This window comes from Gilliamella sp. B3464 (genome assembly GCF_026536145.1).
GTDB lineage: Bacteria > Pseudomonadota > Gammaproteobacteria > Enterobacterales > Orbaceae > Gilliamella.
This window is the reverse complement of sequence record NZ_JAFNOQ010000011.1, coordinates 14,832-29,182: the sequence shown is the minus strand read 5'-3', so window position 1 is coordinate 29,182 and position 14,351 is coordinate 14,832. Positions and strand designations below refer to the sequence as shown.

10 protein-coding genes are annotated in these 14,351 nt (G+C 35.6%); all 10 read right to left on the bottom strand.

Features of this window, described 5'->3' with window-relative positions:
- Positions 1-137 precede the first annotated feature (137 nt).
- Positions 138-1,883, bottom strand: coding sequence for a hypothetical protein (locus J3U57_RS10850; protein WP_267344746.1), 1,746 nt, complete (start codon positions 1,881-1,883; stop codon positions 138-140).
- Positions 1,884-1,886: 3 nt separating this feature from the next.
- A complete protein-coding gene (locus tag J3U57_RS10845) occupies positions 1,887-3,176 on the bottom strand; it encodes a restriction endonuclease subunit S (protein WP_267344748.1) in 1,290 nt (429 codons plus the stop codon).
- Positions 3,176-4,777, bottom strand: coding sequence for an N-6 DNA methylase (locus tag J3U57_RS10840; RefSeq protein ID WP_267344750.1), 1,602 nt, complete (start codon positions 4,775-4,777; stop codon positions 3,176-3,178). The genes J3U57_RS10845 and J3U57_RS10840 overlap by 1 nt, the downstream gene beginning before the upstream one ends.
- A 111-nt stretch (positions 4,778-4,888) precedes the next feature.
- Positions 4,889-8,410, bottom strand: a complete 3,522-nt coding sequence (gene hsdR, locus J3U57_RS10835; protein ID WP_267344751.1) for a type I restriction-modification system endonuclease — start codon at positions 8,408-8,410, stop codon at positions 4,889-4,891.
- A 113-nt stretch (positions 8,411-8,523) separates the two neighbouring features.
- On the bottom strand, positions 8,524-8,898 hold the full coding sequence (locus J3U57_RS10830) for a gamma-glutamyltransferase (RefSeq protein ID WP_267344752.1): 375 nt from the start codon (positions 8,896-8,898) through the stop codon (positions 8,524-8,526).
- A gap of 127 nt (positions 8,899-9,025) precedes the next feature.
- Positions 9,026-9,892 carry a pyridoxal kinase PdxY gene (gene pdxY / locus J3U57_RS10825; RefSeq protein WP_267344753.1) on the bottom strand — a complete coding sequence of 289 codons (867 nt, stop codon included), beginning with the start codon at positions 9,890-9,892 and terminating at the stop codon, positions 9,026-9,028.
- Between the two features lie 12 nt (positions 9,893-9,904).
- Entirely contained in the window at positions 9,905-11,182 is a 1,278-nt protein-coding gene (locus tag J3U57_RS10820; protein WP_267344755.1) for an MFS transporter, read from the bottom strand.
- Positions 11,183-11,456: 274 nt separating this feature from the next.
- Positions 11,457-12,443 (bottom strand): peptide ABC transporter ATP-binding protein, encoded by a 987-nt coding sequence (locus tag J3U57_RS10815; RefSeq protein ID WP_267344756.1) that lies wholly within the window; start codon positions 12,441-12,443, stop codon positions 11,457-11,459.
- Entirely contained in the window at positions 12,433-13,410 is a 978-nt protein-coding gene (gene dppD / locus J3U57_RS10810; RefSeq protein ID WP_267344757.1) for a dipeptide ABC transporter ATP-binding protein, read from the bottom strand. The genes J3U57_RS10815 and dppD overlap by 11 nt, the downstream gene beginning before the upstream one ends.
- A gap of 13 nt (positions 13,411-13,423) precedes the next feature.
- Entirely contained in the window at positions 13,424-14,347 is a 924-nt protein-coding gene (gene dppC / locus J3U57_RS10805) for a dipeptide ABC transporter permease DppC (protein ID WP_141671486.1), read from the bottom strand.
- Positions 14,348-14,351: the final 4 nt, after the last annotated feature.

Below are 14,351 nucleotides of genomic sequence, written 5' to 3'. Positions count from 1 at the left end.
CATAAAGTCAAAACTACACCGACTTAGGTTGGTGTGGTTTAATTTTGCTGTTTTGACGTTGATTTTCCTTCAGCAAGGAAGGACTTTTTAGATACCTGCTTGAAATATAAAATATCTAATCATAAATTTATTGATAACTAATTAAAATAAGGGGCTATACAATCTAATTTTATATTATTTTTAATTATTTTGTTGAAAATGACGGTTTGTGAATGGCTATATATTGATAACTCTAGGTATTCTTTACTAATTTTGAAACTCGAATTAATATTATTATTCATATGACTATGTTCTTTTACCGCATTCAGATCGGCCAAATCAATCGGCAATTCTTTTATTTTTTCACCACGATAATAGTGATCTTTATCTATTTTTGTATATACGCTACTCCCTTTCAGTAGGTTACGCAAGGTGTTCCATTCATACAAGGTTATGCTATTTTTTGTACAAAGATCGAAATCTTGCATATTATGAATTAATATAAAACGACTATTTTTAGAGAAATCATTTTTTCTTATATAAGATTTTGTTAATGGAGTATTTTGAAATGCGGTGATAAGTTGCTGCTTGATTAAATCATCATTGATAATTTCTCTCAGAGCTATTAACTGATTAACGCCTTTTTCAAGGATTTCACTACTATATGCGTTTAGTTCATTTCTAAAGCTAGTTGTTAGAAAATTTACTGTGTGTTTTAATTGACAAAAATAAATAAGATCAGTTTTTTTATCATATATAACAACATCGACATCATAATTATCGATCCTATTTTGATATTTGTTAGTTCGTTTAAAACCTTGACCAATGATAAATCTTTCTTGATCAAGCTCTTTGTGCAAATAAGGATTTAAATAGTTAATTTCAAACCATTTTTGATGTGCTCTTAACGATTTATCTAACAATGATTTGGCGTGAATATTGAACATGTAGTAAAGATTGAAATTTTTAAAGTTAAGCCAATCATTCACCTCCGTTCTTTCTAATACTGTATTATAAAATCCTGTTCTATTGTCAATATCGGCAATCAAGTTGTCAATTTCATTTTGATTAAACCCAGCTTTGAGAATTTCCGCATTATGAATTTTGACTGGTTTTAATTCGATTTTATTTGGTGTTGAACAATGATGAACTAAAAAGCAAGTTAAAAAAGTTAACAGTTGGGCTCGATTAAAAAGTTGTTGGAAGGAATAAGAAATCGGCGTATCAAGATATTTGATATTTATGGATAAGGTTTTATCGATTAAATAGTTAGTAATATTTTTCAGTGGTTCACTATTTTTTTGTAATTGAGATAGTCCTAAATTCGTGGTTAAATGATAGAGAGTTAAATAATCTGATATACAACTATATTGATTGCAAAAAGTTCTAAACTGTTTTATTAAATAAGCATCTAAATAACATTCTTTAATTTTGAGATGAAAATGTTTTGAATTATCGATAGGTTGTATAATTCCCGCCACCTCATATACTGCGATGGTCGCATAAATATACAAACCGACTAATCTATCTTGCCCTTGTGATGATAATTCATCAAAGTTAAGGTTAGCTTTTTCGAGATCTTCCGAAATTATTTCTTTGTACAAATTTAATTGCGCTAAGAAATTTGCTTCTTCACCTGTGTTGCTATCATTAAGCTCTAAATAAATTCCACAAATATAAGTTTGGTAGTAATTAAATTTAGTTGTATTAAAAACAAAATGTAACACAGACTGTTTATATCGTTTTACTATTTTTGCTAATGATTTACTAACATATTTATCGATTAATTTATTCGAGCATTGCCAAGGTGAATATAATAACCCTTTAAACAATGTGTTGATTTCAGGGTTACTATTTTGCTTATTGGTGATTATTTCTAGCAAATCAATTTGTTCTTGACGCATTTATTATTTTTTCTTTTTATTGTGTTGTGCGCGTTCAATCTGAATTTTTTCAAGTAAGGATGCAGCTGAATTTTCACCTGTAATTAAATCAGGATTTTTAGCGCGCCATTGGGCGGTTAATTCACCACGAAACGCTTTGGCTAAAATTGATTGCGGTAAATGATTCACTTTTTCTAAAGCTGTATTAACCTGTTGTTCAATTTTATCAGCATAGGCAAATAATTGTTCTACACGACGGACGATTTCGTTTTGTTCTTGGATTGAGGGTAAATTAATTTTAAGTTTATATGCATCTTCACGATTTAAGCCTGGTATAGCGGTAGACCTATTTAATTGATTTAATCCCAAAGTTTGTAATAAATAAAAAATAAATTTAAGATTACTTTTTATTTTTAATACAACATAATATGTAGTATCGATTGGCCATCCTGAACTATCAGACCAAGTAATTTCACCATAGCTTCCTTTACGACCAACAATTATAAATGGTCCGTTTACTAATTTTTGTTTATGTTTACCTATTTCACCATTTGATCCATATACAGGGTAACCGTCACCACTTCGAGATTTCGCTGGTAATGATTTGCCGTATGCTAATTCTAAAACATTACCTAATATAATGTTATTAGAACGGGAATGATAAGTACAATCTTCCGTTAATTTACCACTCACTGCATCCGATAACACTGACTGCCGAAACTGTTTTAGAAGTTCGGGAATTTGTTCAAGGCGTGATTTTGTTTCTTGTACTTGGGCTAGTAATAAATCAAGTTTTTCAGCTATGATTTTTTGTTCTGACATAGGAGGTAAAGGAATAACAAATTGTTCTAATTTTTTCCGAGTAATTCTTTTACGTGTAGTTCCAGATGAATTTACTTCAATTTCATTTCTCATAAAAGGTGAATTTAACCAATAAGTCAAAACACTATTAGTGATAGCTGAATTATTACTTGTTCTAATTATACAAATATCAACTACAGTAACAGATTTTTGCCCTATTTCAGGGAAAATACACGTACGCCCTAAAGGAGCGGGCATTCTCGCTATTAATAAGTCCCCTTGTTTTAAAAAAGTACAATTTAATGCTTTTGCTTTTTCTATTGACATGAACCTATTAGACTTATTTTGGAAATACCCATCACCAATATCAGCTAACTGAATAAGTCGTACAAAACCGTTAATATCCTGATCTTTTGATTCAACCCAATCGCCATCTGAAATCAATCCGTCAATAGAAATTAGTTGTGCAATAGGAGCCTGAACCCAACCTTTAGGTAACAAAATATCGCTCATTATTCAGTTTCTCCCAAAGCACTCAACAAACTCTCCAACTTATCCAAAGCAACTATTAACTCATCTTTAGCTTGCTTGGCGAGTATGGCTGGTTCTGGGAGTTTGGTTGTATCCACACTATTTTTATCTTTTAACCAACTGATATCGAGTGAATCCTGTTTTGTGTCAGCAATCCAATCGCGGCTAAAACAGCGCCATCTTGATTGTGCTAGTTGATCATTAATGTCTAAGTTTTCTTGACTGGCTGACGAGTCTACTTCGATATCATCTGAACTGAATGACCATTCACCTTCCTGTCTTGGGCTGGTGCCGTCGGGATTGATACCATAAACGGTTTCAAATGGTTGTAAATATTGCTCAGTAAATGGTGTGCGTTTACCAAAGTTTGGCATATTGGTACGCAAATCATAAACCCAAACATTTTGCGTACAATTTTCTTGTTGCAGTTTGTCTGTTACTGAGCCTTTAGTGAAAAATAGCACATTGGTTTTTACACCTTGGGCATAAAAAATCCCGGTCGGTAAGCGTAGTATTGTATGTAAATTACATTTATTCATTAAATCGCGACGAATATCAGTCCCTTTACCCGCTTCAAACAATACATTATCAGGCAATACCACGGCAGCGCGACCACCGGGTTTTAAATTACGGTAAATATGTTGTAAAAAAGCTAATTGCTTGTTGGTGGTCTCATAAGTTAAATCTTTACGAGTAATACTGGCATCGCCACCTTTACTGGTACCAAATGGTGGATTAGCGAGAATAATATCCGCAGGTTTTAGGTCTTGCCCAACTTGACCAAGTGAATTGCCTAATAAAATTGCACCATCATTACCGCCTTCTATACCGTGTAATAAACAATTCATTAAGGCAAGTCGACGAGTATTTGGTACTAATTCAACACCAATAAACGCTTCGTTTTTTTGAAAATCAGCATCTTTAGCATCAAGATCATAATAATCGTTGGTTTGTTGCCGTAAATACTGATCTGCTGCGACAAGAAATCCTGCCGTTCCGACAGCAGGATCTTGGATGATATGTTTTATTTGTGGTTTAATACACCGCACCATACAATTAATCAGTGGTCTTGGCGTAAAATACTGACCAGCACCGGATTTTGTTTCATTGGCATTTTTTTCTAATAATCCTTCATAAAGATCGCCCAGCCCATCCTTTTGAATACTAAACCAATCAATTTGATCTAATGTTTTAATCAATTGCTCTAAATGCCGTGGTTCTCGTAATCGAGTTTGTGCATCGTCATAAATGGCGCTTATTAATGGGTCATTATGTACTGTCACTTCAATGTATTTTTCTGGATTTTTAGGATCGATTTCTTGACGCTTACCTGTTGATAAGGCTAATAGCATAGCTTTATAATCATTTAACAGGGTAATACCTGATTTATCATTGAGATTAGTCCAACGACACCCAACAGGTAAAGGATGTTTTTGCAAAATCCCTGCTTTAGTATTTTCGTGTACCATTTTAATAAATAATAAAAGTACTAATTCAGTTACATAATCTGAATAGTTAATACCATCATCACGCAATACATCACATAAATTCCACAGTTTTTGTACAATATTGTTATTAGTCATTTTTTATCCCAAGTTTATACTCGTATACTTAATAGGCAAGACCAGTATTTTCATCGCCATTATGAATTAGAGTAAATGTATATTTTAGCAACTTCAAGTGACTTTGCTATATTATGCGGTAAGTGCTGACCAAATAGCCTCGCTTAATTCATCTAATACCGTATCAAGTTGATTGCCCAATATTTTATCAAGCTGCTTAGCACCACCACTATCAGTAAAGCGTTGATTAATAAATTCTTTATCAATAACGATCTCAAAGATAATTTGTTTGGCTAAACGATCTAACCAATTGCGTTGAGCCGGTGTCCAACTATGGCTTTGGTAGATTTGTTGCATGGCTTGTTTAACACGTTGTTCAAAAGGAATTAATGGTTCGCCCAAGGCAGCACGTCGGATATAACCAATAATACTCGCTGCAATATCTTGATTAGTTTGATTGCGTACGGCAGTGCGTAAATTAGCTTCCGAATAACCTGCACCATCCAATAACAGTTTAACTTCTTTCAATTGCGCACGGGTTAAATCACGTGGGCGGTTAACAACCACAGACAACGCAGCACTTTCATTTAATTGATTATGAATGAAATGATTAAAACTGTCTAAATAATCCTCGGGTCTTTGGTGAGAGCCATAACTTTGCGAGCGTTCTCGAAGATGATCTTCATGTTGAGAAATGAGTGGTAAACGTTCACTACCTAGCAATCGATTGACTTCATTTAATTGATTAATTAACCCATGATGTTGTTTGATAAAATTCGCAGCAGATTCAGGACCAATTTCATGTAAATAATTATGTAGTTTTTTCGGTTCAACATCCCATAAGGTTTGTAATTCATCTAACTTTTGTCTTAATTCAGGTTTATTTTCTGCTTTTTGCTCTGCCTTACGCAAGATTCGCATTAATTTTTGATTTAATTGATTTAAAATTACATCAGCATAAGTTTCACCCGCCATATCGCCAGGTGTTTGTAATGCTTTAGCTAATAATTTAGGATCACTTAGTTCCTCAATTAATTGTTCAAGGGGGATATTAGGATCTTTAACTAACGGTTGCATAGTATTAACGTCTTTTAGTGCGGCATAAATATCAACCGGATCATATATTCGAAATACCGTTTTACCTATACTATCACATCGTCTTGTTGCGCGACCAATCATTTGTTCATATAAGATACGGGATTTGACTCGGCGCATAAAGACTAAATTACAAATCTTAGGCACATCAATACCCGTTGTTAATAAATCAACAGTGATAGCTATATTTGGATAGCGTTCATTTTTAAATTGTTTGATTAATTGATTAACTTTATCACTCTGCCCGGTAATTTTAGCGACAGCTGCTTGATTATATTCACCATTATAGAGATTCTTAAATGCATCATCTAATAAGCGTTTAACCATATCTGCATGCAGATCGGTAGCACAGAAGATTAATGTTTTTTCTTCACCAAACGGATCGAGTTCATTCACCAATTGTTCGCAAATTACTCGGTTAAAGTTTTCATTTATAACCCGACGATTAAACGCGTCGACTTCAAAATTAAGCTCATCTTCTAATTCAGCGGTTTCAACTTCACCGGTTTGCGTATTGATGGCACTGACTTTTTCACCTTTGGTGAACGTAATACCATTTTGTGTTAATAAAGTTTGGTAACGTATTGGCGGTTCATGATCAATTAACCAGTCATCGGCAACAGCTTCTCGATATGAATAAATATAAACAGGCTTACCAAAAATATCGCTAGTATGTTTTGCGGGTGTTGCCGTTAGCGCAATTTTTACCGCATCAAAATAATCTAATACTCGACGATAACTTGATAAATATTGCGTGGCGTCACGTATTGCCATTTCACCTTCTGTCATCTCTTGATCTAATGTATAACCACGGTGCGCCTCGTCAATTATAATACAATCAAACTGATCGATTAAAGGTGGATTATCGCTCATAAAAATGCGTTTGACCATTGCTTGCACGGTTGCCACTTGTATTCGTGTTTCAGCTTCAGTAGCCATAGAACCAAGCTCGGCTAAGTTATAAATTTTAGATAAAGTAAGGTTTTGTTCTAACGGGGCTTCATTAAAAGAATCTATTGCTTGATTTCCTAAAGCGGTACGATCAACTAAAAATAGAATTCGTTTAAATCGTTCAGTTTTTAAAAAGCGGTATATCAAACCTATAATTGTTCGAGTTTTACCTGTTCCTGTTGCCATAGCAAGTAAAGCGGTTCGTATCCCCTTGGAAAGGGTATTTTCTGTCGCAACAATTGCTTTTTCTTGATAATCCCTTAATTGCAAATAGGCAAATGGTTCTTGTTTTAGTTGTTGTTCAGCGTTTTCTCGACTACGATTAAGTAGATCTAAGAGTCCTTGTGGTGAATGAAAGGATAATAAAGGACGCTTTAAATTGGCGCCATCACGAACATCACGAAACCATGTTCCTGACTGTTCAGCTAATTGTTGAATGTATGGACGACCATTACAAGAATAAACAAAAGGAATTTTGTAGTGGCAATCTGATTCATCAGGCCAAGCAATCGTTCTTTTTTCAAGTTCCCAGGCACCAATCAATGGTGGTAATACTTGGAAGCCTTTACTATAACGTTCAGCTTGACCAATTTTTCCAGAAACATTTTTATTCTTTTTCTTAGCTTCAACAACTGCAATTGGTGTTAATCCCGCAAATAAAACATAATCAGCCCATCCTTTTTCGCCTTTATGTTCTGTCGGCCATTCGGCAATGGCTAAATATTTATTTTTTTCTGGGCGAGTACCCTTTTTATAATTTAACTGTTCGGTGTCAGCTTGCCAACCCGCTTCAATAAGCTGCATATCAATTAAAATTCGAGTGAGTTCTTCGCTTAATTCTATTTGTTGACTTGCTTTCTTAGCTTTCTTACTTATTGTATTACGAGATACTTTTTGAGCTTTTACATCTTGTAGAGCAAGTGCTTGTTGTAAATCCTTAATCTTTAATTCATATTCTTTCTGTTGTTTGAGTAAAATTGCCTCATTTTCTTGGGCCTGTTGAAATAGGGATCGCGCCTCTTCATCCATTTTTAAAGCTAAGGTTTCAAATTCAGTCTTTTCTTTAGCGAGTAATTCATTAAATTGTTGACTGGAATTGAGTTCAATATTGGCTTGTTCTAGTTCTATTTTAAGTTTACTGATTTCTGACTGTAAACTGCGCAAGTGCTCGCTAGGATCAGCAAGTGGTTTGAAAGGTCCTGGTTTAAATTGCACACCAGCTTGACTAAAAGATTGGTGAAACCATATCGCTAATTTGTAAGCAACTAAGAGTCCATCTTTTGCTTCTTTGTGCTTGGTTTTAAATTGATGAGTAGCTTTATTCCCTTCAATACGTAAAGTATGAAAAAGATTACGGATAATGGGGTCTAATTTGAGTTCATTACTAATCTTATACAACAAATCAGACTGCGAAGTGCGTTCATTAAATTCAATACCAGCCTTGGCAGCAATATGTTGTGCCATTGCTTCAGCCAATTGCCGTAATTTCATTAATGTGGTATTAGGATCACTACTAAATGCTCGCTCTGCTGTACACGCTAATTCGACAAATAGTGGATCGTGTTCAGCGAGAAAACCAAAATTCGATTGCTCTTTAATTATTATCATCAAGCACTATCTCCATTGACGTTATATCCCTTTCTCTTTTTTATTATCGCAAATTTTGTCTAATTTTATAGCTATTTTTATTTTTTGACGTACAAAATAATCTTTCGGAATATCTAATCAATATCGATTAGACCGATTGTTGCAAACCGACGCACAGTATTTAGTCCTTTTAGTTCTTTGGTTTTAGCGTTGTAAATTAACCAAAAGTTATCGCCACCAATGGTATTCATTTGAGGATAAACAACAGCAAGTGTTGAGGATACGGCAATCGTTGCATCAACCGCATTGCCTCCTTTGCGTAATACATCAATTCCAGCTTGAGTCGCTAAATAATTGGGGGACGTTACCATAACATTGGTCGCTATCGGGTTAAGACAACGGGAAGGGGTATCACAGTACTTTCCTGTATTGGATAGCGGTATATCAGCAGCGCGAGATAATTGGCTAATAAGCAATAAACTTAATAATATTGGGTATCTTTTCCACATTTTAAATGTTCCTCAATTGTTAACAGTAACATTTTGAGGAAAGCATTTTCTATGCCAATAATAAGTTATTTAAATTTTGCAGCTAAAATGATTATGGCCAATGACAATAATACCGATCTGAATTGCCTTATAATGCTAGCGGTGTCCCACGATACTTCAAATCCGGCTGTTTAATCCACTGCTGAGCATCGATAATCGCCAGCTCTTGGACATTTTTTTGTTTGGTGATGTCGAGAACGTGATTGGCGGCATTGGCGGCCAGTTCAAAGGCGGTTAATTGGGATTGTCCATTGACTAAATGGGCTGTAAATAGGCTACAGATTAAATCCCCAACGCCTAATGGACGGTGTGGAAAATCATATAATGGTCGAGCCAGATGATAGCTTTGCGATGGTGTGGCTAAAATCATTTCAAATAATTCCGTCGTTTTACCGGCATGTAGCAGATTTTTAACCAATATGGCTTGAATCGGCTTATTTTGCAGTGTTTTTATTGCGTTAAGCACATCGTTAAAGGTTTTGATTTCCAGATTCGATAATATCTGTAATTCTAATAAATTAGGTGTAATAAAGTCAGCGTATTTGATTGCTTGCTTAGTGAAGAAATCAATAATATTTTGTGGCAAGGAACTGCCTTTATTGATATCGCCCCCCATCACCGGATCGCAAACATAAATCGCATTAGGATTATAAAATTTTATCTTTTTTACGGCCTCAAGGATCTCTTCACCTTGTTCGGCAAGCCCAATATAGCCCGAAATAATGGCGTCAATGGATGACAATACGCCAATTTTTTCCAAACTATTGACGATTCGAGTGATTTGCTGAGCGCCCAGCACAATGCCGTCATAATGTGGATAAACCGTATTACTCGATAACTGAACGGTGTGTATTGGCATCACTTCGACACCTTGTAATTGCATCGCTAGCGTCGCCACTTTATTACCGGCATAACCATAAACAACATTGGACTGAATTGATAAAACGGTTTTCATATATTGACCTTATTATTCATCATAATAACGATATTTGCTTATCAAGTAGATGCAGATAATGGATATCAGTGCTAAACCGCAATAAAACAAGGCTAAGGGTAACCAAAAACTTTTGAAGGTATAAATAACATAACCACCTATCATCGGAATTAAGCTACCAAAAATAGCCGCACACCCTTGATAACTCATTGAGAGCCCAGTATAACGCATTCTGGCAGGGAAAATGCGACTTAAGTACCCTGCTATTACACCATAAAAGCCGCTGTAACAAATCACATTTAACGAAATCCCAATAATAAAACTGGTTTTTGTGCCTGAATTTATAATCGGGAATAACAAGAATACCGATGCCATTGCCAACATTGCTGTACAAATCAAAAAGCGTGTTGCCGAGAATTTTTCTGACCAATAAGAGATAAACGGTTGAGCAACAAAATGGACAATAGCGATCCAAAACAGTGCATCAACTATCACTGATTTTTCGACACCAAGTACCAAAGTAGTATAACCAATCATTAAGGTATTGGAAAAGATGCCACTAAATGACAGCACATTAGCACCAATCGCTAATAGTAATAATGGCAATGCTTTTTTAAATACTTCAATAATCGGTGCTGACTCTTGCTTTAAGTCTGCTTGTTTTTTAGATGCTTCAACAAAAACTGGCGATTCGGTTAACGTCACTCTGGCAATAATGCCAATAATTAACAAAATAGCACTGGCTAAAAAAGGAATACGCCAATAACCACTATCAATCAGTTCATTAACAGGTAAACGAATAATATAAGAAAAAACCAGTAATGCTAAAATATTGCCTGCTGGGCTTCCCCACTGAGCAAAGGATGAAAAGAAGTTTTTCAACCCTTTCGGCGCATGTTCATTCGTCATCAATACGGCACCACCCCACTCACCACCAACAGCAACACCTTGTAAAATTCGCAACGCAACCAATAACGTTGGTGCCAAAATACCTGCTTGTTGATAAGACGGTAATAACCCAACAAAAGTGGTCGCCGTCCCCATTAAAAGCAAAGTGATAATAAGTGATTTTTTACGCCCTAAACGGTCACCAATATGGCCAAATAACATAGCACCTAAAGGACGGGATAAAAAACCTACTGCAAAGGTAGCAAACGCCCCTAAAATTTGTACAAACTCGTTATCAGATGGAAAAAATAGCTGACCAAAAATCAATACCGATGCTAACGCATAGATATAAAAATCATACCATTCAATAGTAGTACCAATAAAAGCAGCAAAAGCCACTTTTTTTGCAGATGAATTTGACATAAGTAAACCTTGGATAAACCAATACCTATTTTTATGTGAGTGATGAGTATGAAACTAACACAAAACCATAAATATCACAATTTGTTATCAGGAAAGAGGTGAAAATTATACAAAATATTGGGATATGCTGCTGCTTTCTAATGTATTAAATTGCTAGTTCGCTGATTATTAGCTGTTAATTTATGACTTTTACCAACAACATGTTTATATCATTAAACAATACAATAAATAGATTTATTACAGTATACGGTGACAGAATTCACTGTCACCTTTATTATCTTTTTTCTGTACAGAAACACGCAATTTTATGACCGTTATAATTGATAAGTTGCGGTTGTTCAATTGTGCAGCGTGAAAACGCTAAACGGCATCGAGCATTGAAAGCACAACCTAAAGGAGGATTAAGTGGGCTTGGTAATTCTCCTTCTAATTTAATCCTTTCACGTCTAAGATCGGGATTTAATCTAGGTGTTGCTGATAATAATGCCTGCGTGTATGGATGTTCAGGATTACCATAGATTTCATCTTTTTGTCCTTGTTCAACACAGCGACCTAAATACATCACCATTACCTCATCAGCAATATGTTCAACGACAGAAAGATCATGAGAGATAAAAATATAAGATAAACCGAGTTCTTGTTGTAGATCCATCATCAAATTTAGCACTTGTGCGCGCACAGAAACATCTAATGCAGAAACAGGTTCGTCAGCAACCACGATTTCAGGATCAAGCATTAATCCCCTTGCGATAGCAATACGTTGTCGCTGTCCGCCTGAAAACATATGTGGATAACGGTTATAAAACTCTTCCTTTAATCCAACTTTTTGCATCATTGCTAACACTTTTGCTTTACGATCACTTGCAGTTAAATCCGTATTGATAATGAGTGGCTCTTCTAGAATAGAGCCAATTTTTTTGCGTGGATTCAATGATGAATATGGATTTTGGAAAACAATTTGAATCTTTTGGCGATGCAATTTTTGCGCTTTTAAATCATTATCTAAAAGATTCTGATCTTTAAAATAAAGTTCTCCCGATGTGGGTTTTTCAATCATTGTCAATAATCTTGCTAATGAGGATTTGCCACAGCCTGATTCACCAACAATTGCAAGTGTTTTGGCTTTACCTAACGTAAAAGATACACCATCAACAGCCTTAACTTGTTTAGGTTCAGAAAAAAAACCAGTTTTAACATGATAATATTTTGTCAAGTTTCGGGCATCAAGCAATAATTCGTTATTTTCCATATTATTGTTCATATTGTGGTATTCCTTCGCTCGATAGTGGATAATGACATTTTACTTGCCTGGTTTGAGAGTAACTTATCAATGCTGGCTCCTCAGTATAACAACGTTCGGTAGCATAAGGACATCGAGGATTAAGTAAACAGCCCATTGGCCGATCATATTTCCCCGGAACAACACCCGCTAACGATGCTAACCGCTGTTTATCTTGAGTAAATTCAGGAAGCGAGCGTAATAGTGCTTGTGTGTAAGGGTGTAGTGGAACTTTAAAAATGATCTCCGCATCACCTATTTCAACTACCTGTCCAGCATACATGACAATAATTTTTTGCGCAGCCTCTGAAACTAAGGCCAAATCATGAGTAATGAGAACTAATGCCATATTATTTTTGCGTTGCAAATCAAGCAATAACTCAATAATTTGTCCTTGAATTGTTACATCCAGTGCTGTGGTTGGTTCATCAGCAATTAACAGTTTGGGATTACATGCAATCGCTATTGCAATCATTACTCGCTGACTCATCCCGCCAGATAACTGATGAGGATAAACATTGAGTCGATTTTCAGCATCAGGAATACCGACTAATTTAAGTAACTCAATTGCTCTTGCTTTGAGTGCTTTTTTCCTACCACCTTGATGGATTTTTAGTGTTTCAATGATTTGATAACCTATGGTAAAACATGGATTTAAACTTGTCATTGGATCTTGAAAGATCATCGCCACATCTGCACCCACAATATTACGACGCATTTTAGCTGAGATCTGTTGAAGATCTTTACCGTCAAAATGTAATGCATTTGCATTAACTTTACCCGGATAATCAATTAATCCCATTATGGCTAGTGAACTCACTGATTTTCCTGATCCTGATTCTCCTACAATGCCAACCACTTGTCCTTGTTCAACATCATAACTAATGTGATCTACTGCTTTAAATCCACCAAATTGAACAGATAATTCTTTTACTTCTAATAGTGCCATGACTGAATCTCCATTACTGTTTCAATTTGGGATCAAGCGCATCTCGCAAACCGTCGCCCATTAAGTTAAAAGCTAACACTGTCATTAAAATGACTAAACCTGGGAAGGTAACAACCCACCATGCAGATTGTGCAAATTGCAATACATCAGCAAGCATTGTTCCCCATTCAGGTGTCGGTGGCTGTGCTCCCATTCCCAAAAAGCCTAATGCTGCCATATCTAAAATTGCATTTGAAAATCCTAATGAAGCTTGAACAATTAATGGCGCTAAACAGTTTGGTAAAATATTTATAAACATCTGCCGTAAGGCGCCAGCGCCGGCAACACGGGAAGCAATAACATAATCTTTATTAATTTCAGCTAACGCCGCTCCGCGCGTTAAGCGGACATAATGTGGTAACGCGACAAATGCTAATGCCATAGAAGCATTAACAATAGAGGGACCAAATATTGCAACTAAAACAAGTGCAAGTAATAAGCTAGGTAAGGCAAGCATGATATCGACAGCACGCATAATTATATTATCGACAAAGCCACCAACATAACCCGCAATCAATCCCAATGTAATTCCTAAAATCAGCGAAATAATAACAACCAAACAGCCGACTAGCAGCGATAAACGTGCACCATAAATAAGTCTAGATAAGATATCTCGACCCACATCATCAGTGCCTAAAATAAATTGCCAACTCCCGCCATCCATCCAAACTGGGGGCGCTAATAATGCATCTCTAAATTGTTCAGAAGGTGAATGCGGCGCAATAAAATTAGCCAAAATAGCAAGTAATATAACAATCGCAATAAAGATCAAACCAACTAAAGCTCCTTTATTTTGTGAAAAATAAAACCAAAATTCACGTAAAGGGGTTAATGGTTGAGGTACCACCAAACTTGTGTCTTGCTCATTAGTGGCTTCAGTAATAACCTGTTTATTCATCTGT